The organism is Niallia sp. 03133, from assembly GCF_052663225.1.
This window is the reverse complement of sequence record NZ_JBQTCY010000005.1, coordinates 308,560-327,774: the sequence shown is the minus strand read 5'-3', so window position 1 is coordinate 327,774 and position 19,215 is coordinate 308,560. Positions and strand designations below refer to the sequence as shown.

The 19,215-nt window shown below is 36.2% G+C and carries 16 protein-coding genes and 4 tRNA genes; all 20 read left to right on the top strand.

The window, feature by feature from the left end:
* The first annotated feature begins 97 nt into the window (after nucleotides 1-97).
* A complete protein-coding gene (locus tag ACTYBU_RS09755) occupies nucleotides 98-967 on the top strand; it encodes a mechanosensitive ion channel family protein (RefSeq protein WP_445489239.1) in 870 nt (289 codons plus the stop codon).
* Between the two features lie 8 nt (nucleotides 968-975).
* Complete coding sequence (locus ACTYBU_RS09750; RefSeq protein WP_445489238.1) at nucleotides 976-1,173, top strand: DUF951 domain-containing protein; 198 nt, start codon at nucleotides 976-978, stop codon at nucleotides 1,171-1,173.
* A 557-nt stretch (nucleotides 1,174-1,730) separates the two neighbouring features.
* Nucleotides 1,731-2,831 carry a redox-regulated ATPase YchF gene (gene ychF / locus ACTYBU_RS09745; RefSeq protein ID WP_445489237.1) on the top strand — a complete coding sequence of 367 codons (1,101 nt, stop codon included), beginning with the start codon at nucleotides 1,731-1,733 and terminating at the stop codon, nucleotides 2,829-2,831.
* 257 nt (nucleotides 2,832-3,088) lie between these two features.
* Complete coding sequence (locus ACTYBU_RS09740; RefSeq protein WP_445489235.1) at nucleotides 3,089-4,243, top strand: glycosyltransferase family 4 protein; 1,155 nt, start codon at nucleotides 3,089-3,091, stop codon at nucleotides 4,241-4,243.
* Nucleotides 4,244-4,449: 206 nt separating this feature from the next.
* The gene (rpsF, locus tag ACTYBU_RS09735) at nucleotides 4,450-4,740 is read left to right on the top strand and encodes a 30S ribosomal protein S6 (protein WP_445489234.1); all 291 of its coding nucleotides are present in this window, start codon (nucleotides 4,450-4,452) and stop codon (nucleotides 4,738-4,740) included.
* Nucleotides 4,741-4,805: 65 nt separating this feature from the next.
* The gene (gene ssb, locus ACTYBU_RS09730; protein WP_445489233.1) at nucleotides 4,806-5,321 is read left to right on the top strand and encodes a single-stranded DNA-binding protein; all 516 of its coding nucleotides are present in this window, start codon (nucleotides 4,806-4,808) and stop codon (nucleotides 5,319-5,321) included.
* A 35-nt stretch (nucleotides 5,322-5,356) separates the two neighbouring features.
* Complete coding sequence (rpsR, locus tag ACTYBU_RS09725) at nucleotides 5,357-5,593, top strand: 30S ribosomal protein S18 (protein WP_445489290.1); 237 nt, start codon at nucleotides 5,357-5,359, stop codon at nucleotides 5,591-5,593.
* Between the two features lie 183 nt (nucleotides 5,594-5,776).
* Nucleotides 5,777-6,724 (top strand): YybS family protein, encoded by a 948-nt coding sequence (locus ACTYBU_RS09720; RefSeq protein WP_445489231.1) that lies wholly within the window; start codon nucleotides 5,777-5,779, stop codon nucleotides 6,722-6,724.
* A gap of 32 nt (nucleotides 6,725-6,756) precedes the next feature.
* Nucleotides 6,757-8,730, top strand: a complete 1,974-nt coding sequence (locus tag ACTYBU_RS09715; protein WP_445489230.1) for a DHH family phosphoesterase — start codon at nucleotides 6,757-6,759, stop codon at nucleotides 8,728-8,730.
* A complete protein-coding gene (rplI, locus tag ACTYBU_RS09710) occupies nucleotides 8,727-9,176 on the top strand; it encodes a 50S ribosomal protein L9 (RefSeq protein ID WP_445489229.1) in 450 nt (149 codons plus the stop codon). Before ACTYBU_RS09715 ends, rplI begins: the two co-directional genes overlap by 4 nt.
* A gap of 436 nt (nucleotides 9,177-9,612) precedes the next feature.
* Complete coding sequence (dnaB, locus tag ACTYBU_RS09705; protein WP_445489227.1) at nucleotides 9,613-10,977, top strand: replicative DNA helicase; 1,365 nt, start codon at nucleotides 9,613-9,615, stop codon at nucleotides 10,975-10,977.
* 282 nt (nucleotides 10,978-11,259) lie between these two features.
* On the top strand, nucleotides 11,260-12,552 hold the full coding sequence (locus ACTYBU_RS09700) for an adenylosuccinate synthase (RefSeq protein WP_445489225.1): 1,293 nt from the start codon (nucleotides 11,260-11,262) through the stop codon (nucleotides 12,550-12,552).
* A 253-nt stretch (nucleotides 12,553-12,805) separates the two neighbouring features.
* Nucleotides 12,806-12,881, top strand: a tRNA-Lys gene (locus ACTYBU_RS09695).
* A gap of 10 nt (nucleotides 12,882-12,891) precedes the next feature.
* Nucleotides 12,892-12,963, top strand: a tRNA-Glu gene (locus tag ACTYBU_RS09690).
* Nucleotides 12,964-12,975: 12 nt separating this feature from the next.
* Nucleotides 12,976-13,052 (top strand) — tRNA-Asp (locus ACTYBU_RS09685).
* Nucleotides 13,053-13,264: 212 nt separating this feature from the next.
* Nucleotides 13,265-13,337, top strand: a tRNA-Phe gene (locus ACTYBU_RS09680).
* Nucleotides 13,338-14,533: 1,196 nt separating this feature from the next.
* A complete protein-coding gene (yycF, locus tag ACTYBU_RS09675; RefSeq protein ID WP_445489223.1) occupies nucleotides 14,534-15,244 on the top strand; it encodes a response regulator YycF in 711 nt (236 codons plus the stop codon).
* Between the two features lie 10 nt (nucleotides 15,245-15,254).
* On the top strand, nucleotides 15,255-17,099 hold the full coding sequence (gene walK / locus ACTYBU_RS09670; protein WP_445489288.1) for a cell wall metabolism sensor histidine kinase WalK: 1,845 nt from the start codon (nucleotides 15,255-15,257) through the stop codon (nucleotides 17,097-17,099).
* A complete protein-coding gene (locus ACTYBU_RS09665) occupies nucleotides 17,096-18,415 on the top strand; it encodes a YycH family regulatory protein (RefSeq protein ID WP_445489221.1) in 1,320 nt (439 codons plus the stop codon). The genes walK and ACTYBU_RS09665 overlap by 4 nt, the downstream gene beginning before the upstream one ends.
* Complete coding sequence (locus tag ACTYBU_RS09660) at nucleotides 18,402-19,211, top strand: two-component system regulatory protein YycI (protein WP_445489220.1); 810 nt, start codon at nucleotides 18,402-18,404, stop codon at nucleotides 19,209-19,211. The genes ACTYBU_RS09665 and ACTYBU_RS09660 overlap by 14 nt, the downstream gene beginning before the upstream one ends.
* Nucleotides 19,212-19,215 lie beyond the last annotated feature (4 nt).

Genomic DNA, 19,215 nt, shown 5'->3' with positions numbered 1-19,215 from the left:
GCAAAAATAAGAAAATATCTTTATGGAAGTTAAAGGGGAATCTCCTTTCGACTATTCTTAAAGTCAATAAACAGGAAAGTTAAAAGAGGTGGAGAAATTGGAATCAATAGAAAAAAAAGTTACGTCTAGTATAGACAAGATTACAAATGAAAATATTTGGATCAATATAGGACAAGGCGCATTCAAGATAGTCATTATTCTACTGGTAAGCACCATCTTAATTAAATTAGGAAAATTAGCAATTAAAAATATATTTAAAGTACGTCCACATAACGCTATTCGAATAACGGAAAGGCGTGAAGCAACATTAGTTAAGCTTTTAGAAAATACTTTAACTTATGTAGTATATTTTATTTCAGCCATGACGATTCTATCTATTTTTGGTATAAATGTACAAGCCTTATTGGCCGGTGCCGGAATAGTTGGTTTGGCAGTAGGTTTTGGTGCCCAAAGTTTAGTGAAGGATATTATTACGGGGTTCTTCATTATATTTGAAGATCAATTCTCTGTAGGCGACTATGTCCGCGTTGGTTCATTTGAAGGGGTCGTAGAAGAAATCGGACTACGAACGACGAAAATAAAAAGCTATACCGGGGAAGTGAATATTTTGCCAAATGGTAGTATAGTGGAAGTAACAAATTTTTCCGTTAATAACAGTAGAGCCGTAGTAGATGTAAGCATCGCCTATCAAGGGGATATAAGCAGAGCGGAAAAAGTTATTGAAGAGCATTTGAAAACATTGGAAAATAAATATGAACAAATTGTTGGTACACCCGAGTTATTAGGTATTCAAAATATCCAGGCTGCAGAAGTAGTTCTTCGGGTAGTTGCCGAAACCCTCCCAGCTCAACAAGTTGGTGTTGCAAGACTTTTGAGAAAAGAAATAAAACAAGTATTAGATGAACATGGAATTGAAAGTCCTTATCCAAAATTAGTGATGTTTTCTAAACCGGAGAGTAGTAATTAGGAGGAAATATGGAGCCGAAAGAGTATGGAATAAATGACGTAGTGGAAATGAAAAAAGCGCATCCATGTGGAACAAATCGATGGAAAATAATCCGAATGGGAATGGATATTCGAATTAAATGCGAAGGATGCGACCATAGTGTCTTAATACCAAGGAAAGAATTTTCAAGAAAAATGAAGAAGGTATTGGTAAAGCATGAATCCTAATTCATGCTTTCAGACTGTAGACAAACGCTCCTTAAAAAGGAAGTTTGTTTACAGTTTTTTTATTTATCCCAATCTTAACGGGCAGTAAGCTCCCACCTCAAGATGCTGAGGAATCGAAGAAGCTAGGTGGGGGCTTACTGCCCGTTAAGGTCCGATAAGTTCAACTAACCATCTGACTGATGAAAAGGTTCACTTTATTTTTTTTTTAGATGGGGATGTTGATTTCCGCTTCAGGGGTTCGCTTTCCACGGGGCTACGCCTGGGCCGCTTCGTCGCTTCACTCCTGCAGGGTCTCGGACTGTCTCGCTAATCCCGTAGGAGTCTCACCCCTTCCACTCCGATCAACCGAACCGGTTTTTAATCTATTTTGTATAGAATTTTAAATAGATTGACTTTAAAATTTCATGTTTTTTCTAAAGGGTAAATTACAAGCATAAAGGAGGCGGCTACTTGTCTTTTTTATGGGTTGAATCTATAATTGTTAGAGGTTTATAAGTAAAATGAAATTACTTTCTAATGTTCGTAAAATTAGAAGGTTTATATAGGGGAGTGACAATATGGCATTAACAGCTGGAATAGTAGGATTGCCTAACGTTGGTAAATCAACATTGTTTAATGCAATCACACAAGCAGGAGCGGAATCAGCCAACTATCCGTTCTGTACAATAGATCCGAATGTTGGCATTGTAGAAGTGCCGGATCAACGTTTAAACAAATTAACAGAGTTAGTACAGCCTAAAAAAACAGTGCCAACTACTTTTGAATTTACAGATATTGCTGGAATTGTAAAAGGAGCAAGTAAAGGAGAAGGACTTGGCAATAAATTTTTATCGCATATTCGTGAAGTGGATGCAATATGTCAAGTGGTTCGTTGTTTTGCAGATGATAATATTACCCATGTATCTGGAAAAGTAGATCCAATATCTGATATTGAAACAATTAATTTAGAATTAATTCTTGCAGACTTAGAGTCTGTTGAAAAGAGAATTGGCCGCGTCGGAAAAATGGCGAAACAAAAAGATAAAGAAGCAATAGCTGAGCTGGAAGTATTAGATCAGCTGAAAGCAGCTTTTGAAGAAGAAAAGCCAGCAAGAACAGTAGAATTTTCGGAAGAACAGGCTAAAATTGCAAAAGGATTGCATCTTTTAACCATTAAACCAGTTTTGTATGTGGCAAATGTAGGAGAAGATGAAATTTCAGACGTTGAAAACAACGAATATGTGCAGCGTGTAAAAGAATTTGCTGCTAACGAAAATGCAGAAGTAATTGTTATTTGTGCAAAAATTGAAGAAGAAATTGCGGAGCTTGAAGGAGAAGAAAAAGCAATGTTCCTTGAAGAGTTAGGAATCGAGGAATCTGGCTTGGATCAGCTTATTCGTGCGGCTTATCATTTATTAGGATTAGCCACTTACTTTACCGCTGGTGTACAAGAAGTTCGTGCATGGACATTTGTACAAGGTATGAAGGCTCCTCAATGTGCAGGAATTATCCATTCTGATTTTGAAAGAGGCTTTATCCGAGCTGAAACGGTTTTTTACGATGATTTATTAGCGAGCGGCAACATGGTGGCTGCAAAAGAAGCTGGTAAAGTTCGATTAGAAGGAAAAGAATATCTTGTAAAAGATGGAGATATCATTCATTTCCGCTTTAACGTTTAATTAATAGAAAAGTTGCCCATTTGATGAAAGTGGGCAACTTTTTTAATTTAGATGAATGTCTAGCATCGACGTTGCAACAGGACGCTGCACAATTAGTCGATTTTCCCTTTCTGTGAACTAAATCGGCCAGTTCATACGGCAATGACCAAAGCGTCCTGCTCTTTTCTTATTTTTTACATTTAATTTATATTTCTTTAGTATAGACGTGGTACATTTTAAGGGATAAAGGTTTGTGATAAATGAAGGGAGCGATGCTTTTGAAAATCGCCATTTTTTCAGACACTTATTTTCCACAAGTGAACGGAGTGGCACAGACGTTAAAAAGGTTGACTAATCATTTTGAAAAACATGAAATATCATACCAAATATACTCTCCTGTTACCAATGAATCTTCTACATATCCTACCATTAATCAATTTCCCAGCCTTCCACTTTTTCTCTATCCTGAGTGTCGAACAGTCATTGTTAGTCCTAGAAAAATAGAAAATAATCTGCAGAAATTCAAGCCTGATCTTATCCATCTTGCCACACCTTATATGATGGGGCTATATGGTTTATTTGCTGCGAAAAAATTAAATATTCCGGTTGTTTCTTCCTATCATACACATTTTGACCAATATCTCAAATATTATCGAGCTGCCTGGTTAACTCCTTTACTTTGGAAGTATTTAAAGTGGTTCCACCATTCTACAGAAAGAATATTTGTGCCCAGTAAAGAAACGTTGGAAAAATTACAATCACAAGGATTTGATTCTTTAAAAATTTGGGGAAGAGGCATAGATTGTCAGCAATTTAAGCCAATAAAAAATGCAAGAGATTATATAAAAAACAAGTATCATATAAAAGAAAAATATATACTTTTATACGTAGGCAGATTGGCTCCAGAAAAAGATTTAAAAACATTATCTGCTATTATCGAGAAAATGCCAGTTAAGATCAATCAAAATATTCACTGGTTAATGGCGGGGGATGGACCAAATATGAAAGAATGGAAAGAAAAATCCATTGCTCAAAAAAATATTACGATGACTGGTTATATTAGAGGAGAAGAATTGGCGAGAATTTATGCAGGTGCCGACCTTTTTGTTTATCCTTCTTATACAGAAACATTTGGAAACGTAGTATTAGAATCCCTAGCATGTGGGACCCCTGCCATTGTGGCTGACGAAGGTGGCGTAGCAGAGATAGTGGAGGATAACAAAACTGGGATAATATGCAAAAAAGAAAATGCAGATGATTTTATCCATGCTATCAATTATTTCCTAATTAATGATGAGGAACGTTTAAAGATGGGAATGGAAGCTAGAACATATGCCTTAACTAAATCCTGGGATTTTATTTTGGATTGTTTATTAGTAGATTATAGGGAAATTATTGCATCTAATGTCATCATAAATAAGAAATTTGCGTAGACACAAAACTATTACAGAGACTCATGGTCCCCAACGTCTAAAAAAGAAATGTGGGCATGTCCTTCTTCTTTCCAATAAAAATGTTGTTATAATCACTATGTGTCATTGCTATTCTAAATGTTATATGATATAATTTTTCATTGTGAGTAATGTTTAATTGCTCCTTGCCCAAAGCGGGCCGTTTAGACCAAAAGGAGGTGAAAGTGATGAAAAAGTACGAAATTATGTACATCATCCGTCCAAATATTGAAGATGAAGCGAAAAAAGCTCTAGTTGAGCGTTTTAACGGGATCCTTACTGATAATGGAGCGGAAGTAGCTGAAGCGAAAGAGTGGGGTAAACGTCGTCTTGCATATGAAATCAATGATTTCCGTGACGGATATTACCAACTAGTAAAAGCGAACGCTGCACCAGTAGCTGTTGAAGAATTTTCTCGTTTAGCAAAAATCAGCGAAGATATCATTCGCCACATCGTAATTAAAGAAGAAGCTAAATAATTATTATAAATAAATTTTTGATGTGTTTCACGTGAAACGCGCAAGTAAGAAGGGAGTTGAGACTGATGATGAATCGTGTAGTTCTTGTTGGCCGTTTAACAAAGGATCCGGAGCTGCGATATACACCTAATGGAGTGGCTGTTGCATCTTTTACACTTGCAGTGAACCGTACTTTTACGAATCAGCAAGGAGAAAGGGAAGCAGATTTCATTAACTGTGTTATTTGGAGAAAGCCGGCTGAAAATGTTGCTAATTTCTTGAAAAAAGGAAGTTTAGCAGGAGTAGACGGGAGAATTCAAACCCGCAGCTATGAAGGACAAGACGGTAAACGAGTCTATGTTACAGAAGTTCAAGCGGAAAGTGTACAATTCCTTGAACCTAGAAACAGTTCTGGAAATAATAGAAATGACAACATGAATTATGGTGCTCCAAGAGAGCAGGATAATCCTTTTGGAGCCAATAATTATCAGAATCAGCGACCTCAAAATAACCGAAACAACCAAGATTATACACGAGTGGACGAAGATCCATTTGCAAATAGCGGTCAAATCGATATTTCAGATGATGATCTGCCATTCTAAAATTCTAAAATAAGAAGGAGGGAAATCTCATGGCAATGGGCGGACGCAGAGGTGGACGTGCTAAACGCCGTAAAGTTTGTTTCTTTACTGCTAACGGCATTACAAACATCGACTACAAAGATGTAGATCTTCTTAAAAAATTCATTTCAGAGCGTGGTAAAATTTTACCTCGTCGTGTAACTGGTACAAGTGCTAAATATCAACGTAAATTAACGATTGCTATTAAACGTGCACGTACTATGGCTTTACTACCATATGTAACTGGTGAATAATAAAACAGCAAAAAACACTCATTTTTAAAAAATGAGTGTTTTTTTATTAAAATTCCACTAACAGTAAACTCTGCTTGACTTGAAAAAAGGTTAGATAGCGGCATAAGAGCTTTCAGATAAGGAAAGATTGAATGCAGAGCGATAAGATAGTAGAATGTTTATATAGCAGAGGGGAAGGTGGAAATGAGGAAAACTAGAATAATAACGGAAGGTGCAGTACTATTATCTATTTACGCTATATTGCTCCTTATTACCCTATATATTCCGATTCTTAATAATGTAGCAAATTTTTTCTTAGCAGTGCCTTTTATTTTATTTAGAGGAAGATTTAATAGAAAAGCAACTGGTCTTTTTTTGATTGCTTCGATTTTTCTTTCTTTAATTGTAGGTTCCGTTTATGCTATTCCCTTAACCGTAATATATGGCATAACGGGGATTATTTTAGGGGATTATATGATAAGCAATAAAAGCAGAGTTCAAATGGTTTTAGTTGCATCTTTAGCATTTTTTATCAATCTTGTTTTATTCTATTGGATTTCTGTCTTCTTTTTTCAAGTAGATTATGTGGAGGAAACGTTTCAATTACTGAAGGAAGCAGTTGCACAAAGTGAATCCTTTATAAAAATAATTAATCAGAATGCTTCAAAAGAAGTAATTTCCCAATTAAATAATGCTGTCAAAATGCTTAAACTAATCTTCCCAAGCATTATGATGATAGGTTCGATATTGAATATACTAGCTATTCAAGCATTGTCTGTTCCGCTTATTAAGCGATTCGGCATACAAGCAGAGCCTTGGCAGCCTATTAGATTATGGAAATTGCCTCGTTACATACTATGGATTTTTTTAGTAGTAATAGGAGTTTCTTTTCTAATCCCCATGCAAACAGATACCATTGTTTATACTGTATTTGTTAATATTTTTTACATACTGCAATTATTGGTTGCTTTACAAGGCATATCCTTTCTTTACTTCCTATGCTTCCAATATAATGTGCCAAAGGGCATTGCTATCATTGCATCGATTTTTATGTTTCTAAATCCTTCCCTTTCTTTTCTATTAAGAGTATTAGGGATCATTGATTTAGGAACAGATTTTAGAAGGTTTTTCTATCGGAAACAAGTTAAGTAACGAAAATGATATTTTATTAGGAGTTGAAAATATTGCCTGCGTTTTTAGAAAAAGGATCAATTAGGTATCCATTAATTTGTTTAATTGGAATTACAATGATCCTTCTTGGTATCCTCTCCTATTATAATTGGCTTTTTTCCTTATTAGGGTTAGTATTCTCTGTTATTCCCTTTTACTTTATTTTAAGAATGGATATACAACAAAGGAAAGATACTGAGGAATATATAACCACCCTTTCCTACCGTGTAAAAAAGGTAGGGGAAGAGGCGTTAATGGAAATGCCAATAGGGATCATGCTGATAAATGATGAGTATTATATCGAGTGGACAAATCCCTTTTTAGCATCTTGTTTTACTGAGGATACCCTTGTAGGAAGATCATTATATGATGTAGCTGCATCTGTTATACCATTAATAAAGCAAGAAGTAGAAACAGAGATTATTACGCTGCATGAACGTAAATTTCGTGTCATTCATAAAAGAGAAGAACGTCTTCTTTATTTCTTTGATGTAACAGAGCAAACAGAAATTGAGAAATTATATGAAGATGAAAGAACAGCTATTGCTATTATTTTCCTAGATAATTATGATGATTTAACCCAGGGAATGGATGATCAAACAAGAAGCAGCTTGAATAACAGTGTGACATCCGTATTAAATAAATGGGCAACAGATAATGGTGTTCTATTAAAAAGAATATCTTCTGACCGGTTTATCGCGATTTTTAATGAACATATTCTGCAAAACCTTGAAAAGGGAAAGTTCACTATATTAGATGATGTAAGAGAAATGACATCAAAACAAAACGTTCCATTAACATTAAGCATAGGCGTCGGCTCAGGTGTTTCCTCATTGCCTGAGCTGGGGACTATTGCCCAATCCAGTCTTGATTTAGCCTTAGGAAGAGGCGGAGACCAAGTTGCGCTTAAGCAAACAAATGGAAAAGTAAAGTTTTATGGAGGCAAGACAAATCCCGTTGAAAAACGTACTAGGGTTAGAGCAAGGGTTATATCACATGCGCTGAAGGAATTAATTTTAGATAGTGACAAGGTAATTGTCATGGGGCATAAAAACCCTGATATGGATGCAATAGGTGCTGCTATTGGGATTCAAAAAGTTGCACAGATGAATCAAAAAGAGGGATTTATTGTTGTAAACTTTCAAGAGATTGATAATGGGGTAAAACGTCTTGTTGAGGAAATAAAAAAACAAGAAACGTTATTTAAAAAGTTTATTACCCCAGAACAGGCGCTGGAAATGGCGACGGAAGATACGTTGCTTGTAATTGTTGACACACATAAGCCTTCGTTGGTTATTGATGAAAGATTGCTTCATAAAATTGAACATGTTGTTGTAATAGACCATCATAGAAGAGCGGAAGAGTTTATTGAAAATCCACTGCTTGTTTATATGGAGCCTTATGCATCATCTACTGCAGAACTGGTGACCGAATTGCTAGAATATCAGCCGAAAAATGTTAAAATTGAAATGTTAGAAGCAACGGCGTTATTAGCAGGCATTATTGTAGATACGAAAAGCTTTACGCTGCGGACTGGCGCACGAACATTTGATGCGGCATCCTATTTAAGAGGGCAGGGAGCCGATACAGTCCTTGTACAAAAGTTTTTAAAAGAAGATATTGAAAACTATGTAAAAAGGGCTAAATTAATACAAAGTGTAAAGTTCTACAAACCTGGTATTGCTATTGCGAATGCTCAAAATAATGAAGTGTACGACGGTGTATTAATAGCTCAAACAGCAGATACATTACTTACAATGGACGGAATTATCGCGAGCTTTGTTATCTCCTATCGTGGAGATGGGCTTATAGGCATCAGCGCCCGTTCATTAGGGGATATAAATGTACAATTAATTATGGAAAGTCTGGAGGGCGGCGGTCATTTAACAAATGCGGCAACACAGCTGTCCAATACGACAATAGAAGAAGTGTTATCAAGGCTCGAGCATGCTATTGATGAATACTTTGAAGGGAGAAAATCGGAATGAAAGTAATTTTTCTAAAAGATGTTAAAGGAAAAGGAAAAAAAGGAGAAGTTAAAAATGTTGCGGATGGATACGCAAATAATTTTCTGCTGAAGCAAGGGCTGGCAGTAGAAGCAAATACAAGTGCAGTCAGCACATTAAATGCCCAAAAGAAAAAAGAAGAAAAATTAGCAGTTGAAGAGTTAAATGAAGCTAAGCAATTAAAAGAAACAATAGAGAAAATTACAGTTGAACTATCTGCAAAATCCGGTGAAGGCGGAAGATTATTTGGTTCCATTACAAGCAAACAAATTGCAGAGGAATTAAATAAAAAACACCAAATTAAGCTGGATAAACGCAAAATTGAATTATCAGATGCTATTCGTTCATTAGGCTATACAAAGGTTCCTGTTAAGCTTCACCAAGAAGTAACTGCAACGCTTAATGTACATGTAAAAGAATTAAGCTAATATTGGAAGTTCACTTTCTTCATAATAATGTTAAAATAGAATAGTTCCGAAAAAATGTGATGCAGGTAAAACTGGTCACATTTTTTCATTGCTTAGGAAATGATAAAAAAACTAGTTATGGAAAATGTTGAAGTGTAAGTATCCATGTCGATTAAGAAAAGCGCAAGCGCCCTTTTTCATCGACAGAATAAGCTGGACTGAATCGAGTGAGATAAAGGAAACACGAAGAGCGTAGCGATTCGATGTTGACTACGCAAGCGAGGTGAGGGAAGCGTTGAAGTCGATAGGGCGCTGGAGCTAGACACCCGTCAGACTTCAGAAATCTTATACTTTCTTATCTTTGGGCTAATACACTTGCGCTTTTCTGATATAGCCATGAATAATATAATGCTGCAAAAATAGATTGTCCTTTTCCTATAAAAGGAGGTTTTCTAGGATGAGTGAATTATTAACAGATCGAGTTCCACCGCAAAATATTGAAGCTGAACAAGCTGTTCTCGGAGCCATCTTTTTAGAGCCGCAAAGTTTAACAATGGCTTCTGAAATCCTTATACCGGAAGATTTTTACCGAGGATCACATCAGCGCATCTTCTCTGTCATGCTGAAGCTTAATGATCAAGGGAAAGCAGTGGATTTAATAACAGTAACAGAAGAATTGGCCGCAGGAAACAACTTGGAGGATACAGGAGGAGTCAGCTATTTAAGTGAGCTTGCTGGTTCTGTCCCGACTGCTGCCAATATTGAATATTACGCAAAAATCGTAGAAGAAAAATCTTTGCTTCGCAGATTAATTCGTACTGCAACTGGAATCGCGCAGGATGGATTTACCCGGGAAGACGAAGTGGAAGTTCTGCTCGGCGAAGCAGAAAAGAGCATATTAGAGGTAGCCCAGCGGAAGAATGCCGGGGCTTTTCATAATATAAAAGATGTATTGGTCCGCACATACGATAATATTGAGGAAATGCATAATCGCAGTGGGGATATTACGGGTATTGCAACAGGCTTTGAAGAGCTTGACAAGATGACAGCAGGATTTCAGCGAAATGATCTTATCATTGTTGGGGCCAGACCTTCTGTTGGTAAAACAGCATTTGCCTTAAATATTGCCCAAAATGTAGCTGTAAAAACACAGGAAAATGTAGCGATATTCAGTTTAGAGATGGGGGCTGAGCAGCTTGTTATGCGTATGCTTTGTGCAGAAGGAAATATTGACGCACAACGTCTTCGTACAGGCTCATTAACCGATGAGGATTGGGGCAAACTAACGATGGCTATGGGGAGTTTATCAAACGCAGGTATTTTTATTGATGATACTCCTGGGGTTAAAATTAACGATATACGTTCGAAATGCCGCCGATTAAAACAAGAGCATGGGTTGGGGATGATATTAATCGATTACTTGCAGTTAATTTTAGGGAGCGGCAGATCGGGAGAAAATAGACAACAGGAAGTTTCGGAAATTTCCCGTTCCTTAAAAGCCCTTGCCCGGGAACTGCAAGTCCCTGTCATCGCTTTATCACAGCTTTCCCGCGGCGTGGAGCAGCGTCAAGATAAACGTCCAATGATGTCAGATATCCGGGAATCAGGAAGTATTGAGCAGGATGCAGATATTGTTGCGTTTTTATATCGTGATGATTATTATGATAAAGAATCGGAAAGCAAAAATATTATTGAAATAATAATTGCCAAGCAGCGTAATGGTCCGACCGGCACGGTGCAGCTGGCATTTGTGAAAGAATACAATAAGTTTGTTAACTTGGAACGGCGTTTTGATGATGCGGGCATACCACCAGGGGCGTAGTTAAAGCGAAAGCATAGAGGAAGTTTTGTTGAAATAGCTGTAGAGCTTCCTCTTTGTATGTCCAAACAAAAACTTTAGTTGACTGAAAAGTTTGCAAATAGTATATAATCTACATGCTGCATCGAGTATATCACTATTCCAATAGAGCATTCACGAACATAAAATATATTTTTTATTTTGATTGTTCGTGTTTTGTTGACTTTCCCCTAAAAGTATTGATAAAATAGGAATGTTTGATTAAGCATATAAAATATGATAGTAACCTTTGGAGGTGCTCGGATAATGTCATCAGTAGTGGTGGTAGGAACACAGTGGGGAGACGAAGGAAAAGGTAAAATTACAGATTTTTTATCTGAAAATGCAGAAATGATCGCACGTTACCAAGGCGGAAATAATGCCGGACATACAATCAAGTTTAATGGTGAAACATATAAATTGCATTTAATTCCATCAGGGATTTTTTATAGTGATAAAATTTGTGTAGTGGGCAATGGCATGGTTGTTGACCCTAAAGCAATTATTACTGAATTAAAATACTTGCATGATCGTGGAGTGACAACAGATAATCTTAGAATTAGCAATCGTGCGCATGTTATCTTGCCATATCACTTAAAATTAGATGAAGTGGAAGAAGAAAGCAAAGGCGCCAATAAAATCGGTACGACGAAAAAAGGAATTGGACCGGCGTACATGGACAAAGCTGCAAGAATCGGTATTCGTATGGCAGACCTATTAGACAGAGAAGTTTTTGAAGAAAAGCTAGCTCGCAACTTATTAGAGAAAAACCGTCTATTAGAACGCATTTATGAAACAGAAGGCTTTAAAATAGAAGACATACTGGATGAGTACTATGAATATGGTCAACAAATTAAAAAGTATGTTTGTGATACATCTGTTGTATTAAATGATGCATTAGATGATGGCCGTCGTGTCCTTTTTGAAGGTGCACAAGGTGTTATGCTAGATATCGACCAAGGTACGTATCCATTTGTTACATCTTCCAACCCAGTCGCTGGCGGAGTAACAATTGGTTCAGGTGTTGGTCCATCAAAAATCAAGCATGTGGTGGGAGTATCAAAAGCTTATACAACACGAGTGGGAGACGGACCTTTCCCAACGGAATTAGATAATGAAATTGGGAATCAAATTCGTGAGGTTGGTCGTGAATATGGGACAACTACAGGCAGACCAAGACGTGTTGGCTGGTTTGACAGCGTTGTTGTTCGTCACGCACGCAGAGTTAGCGGAATAACAGATCTTTCTTTAAACTCCATTGATGTTTTAACGGGTATTGAAACATTAAGAATTTGTGTAGCATATAAGTATAACGGGGAAGTAATTGAAGAGTTTCCTGCAAGCTTAAAAGCACTTGCACAATGCGAGCCTGTGTATGAAGAGCTTCCAGGATGGACAGAAGATATAACTGGCTGTAAATCATTAAGCGATCTTCCAGCAAATGCTCGTCATTACTTAGAAAGAGTAGCACAGCTTACTGGAATTCCACTTTCTATTTTCTCTGTTGGACCAGACCGTTCACAAACAAACGTAGTTCATAGTCCTTGGAGACAAAACTAATCAAGTTGATAGAGTCTAAATAAGGGGCATATATCCCTTATTTAGACATTTTTTATCCCACTCTTAACGGGCAGTAAGGCCCCCACGATGGAAGTTTATTTTATGTGAATTGGAAGCAGCATTTCGCACAATTGCCAATCCAAAAAATAAATATTGAAATTTTTATAAAAAAATGAAAAAAGGTATTGCTTTTTATTTAAAATCTATGATAATATAAAAAGCGTCGCAAATGACATGTTTGTAAGAAAAAAACGAGCCATTAGCTCAGTTGGTAGAGCATCTGACTTTTAATCAGAGGGTCGGAGGTTCGAATCCTCCATGGCTCACCATTTTTATTATGGCCCATTGGTCAAGCGGTTAAGACACCGCCCTTTCACGGCGGTAACACGGGTTCGAATCCCGTATGGGTCACTTTAAAAATTTGGTCCGGTAGTTCAGTTGGTTAGAATGCCTGCCTGTCACGCAGGAGGTCGCGGGTTCGAGTCCCGTCCGGACCGCCATATTTTTTCCGATATGCACCAAGCATATTTTACATATATTTTTTTTCTTAAAAAGATAAAATAATAATATGGTTCAGTAGCTTAGTGGGTAGGGCACGACCCAAGAAGCGAAACATCAGCGAATTGATTTTTTAGCTTCATGAGAAAACATCGAAGAAAAAATCAGGTTGAAGGTTAAAGGCAGAACAATTAAAAAGAAAAAATATTATGATGGCTCAGTAGCTCAGTCGGTAGAGCAAAGGACTGAAAATCCTTGTGTCGGCGGTTCGATTCCGTCCTGAGCCACTCCTAAAAACGATTATGATGATTCATAGTTGTTTTTTTTTTGAAGAGAAAGAAAGTATAAGTTTTCTGAAGTCTGACAAGTGTCTAGCGCAAGCACCCTATCGACTTCAACGCTTCCCTCACCTCGCTTGCGTAGTCAACATCGAATCACTACGTTCTTCGTATTTCCTTTATCTCACTCGATTCAGTCCAGTCTTATTCTGTCGATGAGCAAGGGCGCTTGCGCTTTTCTTGCATGCAGCGATTTTTGCTGTATGTATACAATTTGATTACAAAATTAAGACAAAAGCATTTTTTGAATAATCATATGATAGAGTTAATAAGTTGGATATAATAATAGAGAAGCATCAAAATTTAATTCAATGATAATAGGCAGAAGAAATAAAATACTGAAGCCTTGCTAATCGTTTTATTTTACAAAAATGTTCCATTACTCTATGATAGAACAATCATCCAGTTTAAAGTGAAAAATAAGTTTTACTAATAGATCGGATTAAAGCATAAACAAAAGAAAAAATAACTTATAAAAACCCTCAATTTTGAGGGTTTTAAGTTGTAGATAAATGAATATTTCCAAATTTAGGAGTAAATAGAACTTAATTTTCACAAGAAGCATTCTTTGCAGGCTGTTATTGAGAAAAGAAAGCATTTATAGACTTCAGGAAACTTTCTAATTGGAGAGTTGTATAAAAAAAGCCCCCATATTTTTGGAGGCCACTGAAAAAGTGAATGCTGTAAAATATAGATAGTGACAATCCAAGCAGCCCAGGGGTTTTCGTTCGATTTTCGAGGCTTACCACACGCTTTCCGCGGGGCGAGGACCGAGCATCCTCGTAGCGACGCTACATTGGGGTCTCGCCTTTTGCGCTAATCTAAGCAGGAGTCGTGCGGATGCCTCTCCTAACCAACATTATGGGGGTGTCTTCAAATTCCCTACATCATTTTTATCATACTAAATTCAAGTATTTTACCTATAATTTATCTAATAAAACACTTTTTCAGTTGCCTCTATTTTGTGGCTTTTTTTGTTTTCACTTCGCCTATGAATTCGATAAAAAATAGGCTGAAATAAGCAGGCTGATGATTAATAGGAAAAAAAGTGAATATGTAAATATAAAATGGTAAAGTAGACAGTAGCAGGTAACAATAATAAACATAGTAAAATAGATATATTTAATATAAAGGAGCAAAATGGCATGAATAAAAAGATTCTAGTTGTAGATGACGAGAAACCGATTGCAGATATACTACAATTTAATTTAAAAAAAGAGGGTTTTGAAGTTTATTGTGCTTATGATGGGAATGCAGCCATTGAAAAAGTAGAAGAAATACAGCCGGATTTAGTTTTGCTTGATATCATGCTTCCACAAAGGGACGGAATGGAAGTTTGCAGAGAGATAAGAAAAAAATACGAAATGCCAATTATCATGCTGACCGCAAAAGATTCCGAAATTGATAAAGTACTTGGACTTGAGCTTGGAGCAGACGATTATGTAACGAAGCCGTTTAGTACGAGAGAATTAATCGCACGTGTTAAAGCTAATTTACGCAGACATCAACAAGTACCATCCTCTTTAGAGGAAGAAAATGAAACAAATGAAATAGAAGTAGGTTCTTTAATTATTCACCCGGATGCTTATATTGTGTCAAAAAGAGGGGAAATGATTGAACTGACACACCGCGAGTTTGAACTGCTTCATTATTTAGCGAAACATATTGGACAAGTCATGACACGTGAACATTTATTGCAGACAGTATGGGGCTATGATTATTATGGTGATGTGAGAACAGTGGATGTAACAGTAAGAAGGCTAAGAGAAAAAATAGAAGACAACCCTAGTCATCCTACATGGATTGTAACTAGACGGGGTGTAGGCTACTATTTAAGAAATCCTGAACAGGAGTAATCAGAAAGTGATGAAGAAAGTTAGTTTTTTTCGATCGATTCATTTAAAGCTCGTAATAATCATCGTACTTCTTATTCTCATTTCGATTCAAATAATTGGTGTTTATTTTGTAGGATCATTAGAAAATACATTAAAGGAAAACTTTGAAACATCCATTAAAGATAAAATGAATATTTTATCGATTTCTTTAGAAGAGCAATTTTCCAAAGAGCGTTCTGTTGAAAATGGGGATCCGACATTAGAGGATGATGTAAAAAGACTTTTAAGTGACGATAATGATTCGAGTGATATTCAAGAAATTAGAGTGCTTGATCGTAATTCCATTATTATCGGTACATCTGATCCAGAAAATCAAGACTTGGTAGGACAAAAAATGGTGGATGTACCAGTAAGACAAGCCTTATCCAATTCTTCCGCCACTCCTCCTGAACCTACACAAACGGCAGATGAGGATAACAAAAGAATTTCCATCTACATCACACCTATTAAACCTCAAGGAGGAGAAACGATAGGTGCGATCTATTTAGTTGGAAAGATTGAAACAGTATATGACTCAATGGGTGAAATCAATGAAATATTCCAAAGAGGTACGGTCATCACATTAGTAGTAACTGCTATTTTAGGTGTGCTGCTGGCAAGAACTATAACAAGGCCGATTTCAGATATGCAAAAACATGCTTTTGCATTATCAAAAGGGAATTTTTCCAGGAAAGTTAAAGTATATGGCTTTGATGAAATTGGACAGCTGGCAATCACCTTTAATAATTTAACGAAAAAACTGCAAGAGTCCCAGGCTACAACGGAAAGTGAACGGAGAAAGCTCTCCTCTGTTCTTTCTTATATGACAGATGGTGTAATTGCAACAGATAGACGAGGAAGAATTATCTTGATAAATGAACCTGCATCAAAAATGCTGGATGTTTCACGTGAAACAGTGTTATCTGAATCTATTATTAAGCTGCTAGGATTAGAAGAAAAGTATACGTTTGAAGAACTGCTGGAGGAAAGAGAATCCGTCATTTTAGATTACAGCACCCATTATGAACCATATATTCTCCGAGCGAATATATCTGTCATCCAGAAGGAAACAGGCTTTGTTAATGGTCTTATTACAGTGCTGCATGATATTACAGAGCAGGAAAAAATTGATATGGAAAGAAAAGAATTTGTTGCAAATGTATCTCATGAACTTCGCACACCATTAACAACAATGAGAAGCTACGTGGAAGCATTAGCAGAAGGTGCATGGAAGGATGAAGGATTAGCTCCTAATTTTTTAGAAGTAACACAAAATGAAACAGAAAGAATGATCCGTTTAGTGAATGATCTTCTTCAATTGTCTAAATTAGATAGTAGAGATTATCAGTTAAATAAGGAGCTGTTGGATTTTATTGTATTCTATAATCGCATTATTGACCGTTTTGAACTGACGAAAGAGCAAAATGTCACGTTTGAACGAAAGCTTCCAAAACATACTGCTTTTGTTGAAATTGATGAAGATAAATTAACACAAGTTTTGGATAATATTATTTCAAATGCGCTTAAATACTCTCCAGAAGGAGGAAAAGTAACCTTCTCGCTTAAAGAACAAGAGAAGCAGCTAATTGTCAGTGTTTCCGACAATGGTGTTGGGATTCCAAAAGAGAATTTAGAAAAAATATTTGAGCGATTTTATCGAGTGGATAAAGCAAGAACTCGAAAGCTTGGCGGTACAGGCCTTGGACTTGCTATTGCAAAAGAAATGGTCGAAGCGCACGGAGGAAAAATATGGGCAACGAGTAAAGAAGGAAAGGGAACAAAGGTATCTTTTACTCTTCCGTATATTCAATCTGAAGAGGATGATGATTGGGTATGACTTATGAAAGCATAAAAACAGTTATCTTATCGATTCTTGTGCTAATAAGCATATGCTTATACTATGTACTATGGACACACCAAGGAAATTACGAGAAATTAGATAAATCACCTACAATTGAGCCGGAGAAAATAGGTTTGTTAAAGCAAGACTATGATATTGTTGTACCAGATAAAATGTACCAGCACTTAAATGGACAGCATTATGGTACGATGTCTTCAAAAGAAATAAATGATACAGTTAATACGATTAAAAAATGGGATTTTAAAAACATAAAAAAATTAAATATTTCTTCAGCATCCTCCTTTATCCGAGAACAAAGTCATAGTATGGAGATTCGATTTCCTGCAGATGTACCATTTAGTTTATATAAAAGTTTTTTAAATATAAAAGAAAACAATATTTTTGATTTTGATACTATTCTTATTTCATATGATCTCTCTTCTAATAAAGAGGGACTCGTTTATTTTGTTTCAAGAGCAAGTGGCAAGGTATATAGCAGCACTGTATCCGCATCTCAAATTAATGGTATAAAAAAAATCACCAACCATGTGACGGAAGAGAATACGGTTTATGCTCCGTATTTTCCCTATATAGTTTCAACCAATAATATTCTTTATTTGCCGATAAATGAAACGGTAGTGGAAAATTATAAATATTTATATAAAACCATTGATTCTTCTAAATTAAAAAGAGCTCTTTTCAGATATCCTAGTCTCGTGCAGAAAAGTTTGGTTGCCAATCGGGAAGAATTTACCGATGATACAGGTTTATTGCGGATTGATAAAGATACACATGTGGTTTCTTACTTAAAGCCATCTGGAATGCAGACAAGTGAAACAATGAATAATCAATTGATTCAAAATAGTATTAACTACGTGAATCAGCATGGCGGCTGGATAAGCCAATATCGCTATATCGGCAAAAGTGAAAGCATGCATAAAGTATTGTTTCGATTATATAATCCTGCTGGATATCCTGTTTTTAATTTAGATAATAAAGTATCAGAAATTCAAGTAATATGGGCAAACAATGATGTGAAAAACTTTATGACAAGCAATATAGATCCATTTGACGCACAGATTGATTCTTCTGAAACCACGTTAATAACAGGAGAAGAGGTTCGACTTGGCCTAGAGAAAAGCATAAAAGATTATAAAAAAGAAAAGCTGCAGGATATTGTTATTGGATATGAAATGGTAGTCGAATCCCAATCCCTCGTTAATTTGATACCTTGCTGGTATTATAAATATAACGATGGATGGTATCAGTGGAAATCAAGCAATGTAGGAGGCAAAGAAATTGGATTGGAGTAAAATAAAAACCATTTTTATTATTGCTTTTTTTGTTCTTGATATCTACTTGATTTATGAATATACAGATATAAAAAAATCTCAATCTACAACTAATAGGGAAGAAGAACCTGTCGAAAATACATTAGCTTATTGGGGTATTACGTACGATGCGAGCAAGTTTCCAAAAGAGTTGAAAAAGGGTCACTATATATCAGCCAAATCGAAAACATTCAGCTATGATGAAGTGAAACAGCTGGAAAAAGAAATTTTAAAAGGACAAACGGTCAGTATTTCGGAAAGCAATATATTGAAGTCTGAATTGGAAAAACCTTTAGCACTGAAAGGTACTTTTAAACCAGAGGATTTAACTGCGTTTATTCAAAAACATATATGGCATGGTGACCAATACCGTTTTTGGGAGAAAACAGGCAATACGATTACGTTTTATCAGATATATGATGGGAAAATACTGTATCAAAATGTTAATGGAAAATTGACTTTTCATTTAAATGAACAAAATAAAGTGGTTTCCTATCAGCAGACATTTCTGGAGGGTTTTAAGGAAGTAGAAAAGCAAGAAACGCTGACCCGGCCTGTTGATGCCATTTATCTACTGTTTAAAAATACTTATATTAAATCAGAAGCAGAAATAAAGAATGTAGAGATGGGATATTATTCTCAGCAGTTTTCTTCTACACAACTGCTGTCACCGACATGGCGGGTTATTGTAAATAGCGGGGAAAACCTATTTATTAAAGCATTTGAATCAGACAGTCAAATTTATTCATCGATTAATGAAGAAAGCAAATTGGAGTGAGAGA

Coding starts and splice junctions, on each gene's coding strand:
- dnaB (WP_445489227.1), top strand. CDS start 9,613: ATGAGTGAATTATTAACAGATCGAGTTCCACCGCAAAATATTGAAGCT.
- ychF (WP_445489237.1), top strand. CDS start 1,731: ATGGCATTAACAGCTGGAATAGTAGGATTGCCTAACGTTGGTAAATCA.
- ssb (WP_445489233.1), top strand. CDS start 4,806: ATGATGAATCGTGTAGTTCTTGTTGGCCGTTTAACAAAGGATCCGGAG.
- ACTYBU_RS09720 (WP_445489231.1), top strand. CDS start 5,777: ATGAGGAAAACTAGAATAATAACGGAAGGTGCAGTACTATTATCTATT.
- ACTYBU_RS09700 (WP_445489225.1), top strand. CDS start 11,260: ATGTCATCAGTAGTGGTGGTAGGAACACAGTGGGGAGACGAAGGAAAA.
- ACTYBU_RS09665 (WP_445489221.1), top strand. CDS start 17,096: ATGACTTATGAAAGCATAAAAACAGTTATCTTATCGATTCTTGTGCTA.
- rpsR (WP_445489290.1), top strand. CDS start 5,357: ATGGGCGGACGCAGAGGTGGACGTGCTAAACGCCGTAAAGTTTGTTTC.
- yycF (WP_445489223.1), top strand. CDS start 14,534: ATGAATAAAAAGATTCTAGTTGTAGATGACGAGAAACCGATTGCAGAT.
- rpsF (WP_445489234.1), top strand. CDS start 4,450: ATGAAAAAGTACGAAATTATGTACATCATCCGTCCAAATATTGAAGAT.
- rplI (WP_445489229.1), top strand. CDS start 8,727: ATGAAAGTAATTTTTCTAAAAGATGTTAAAGGAAAAGGAAAAAAAGGA.
- ACTYBU_RS09750 (WP_445489238.1), top strand. CDS start 976: ATGGAGCCGAAAGAGTATGGAATAAATGACGTAGTGGAAATGAAAAAA.
- walK (WP_445489288.1), top strand. CDS start 15,255: ATGAAGAAAGTTAGTTTTTTTCGATCGATTCATTTAAAGCTCGTAATA.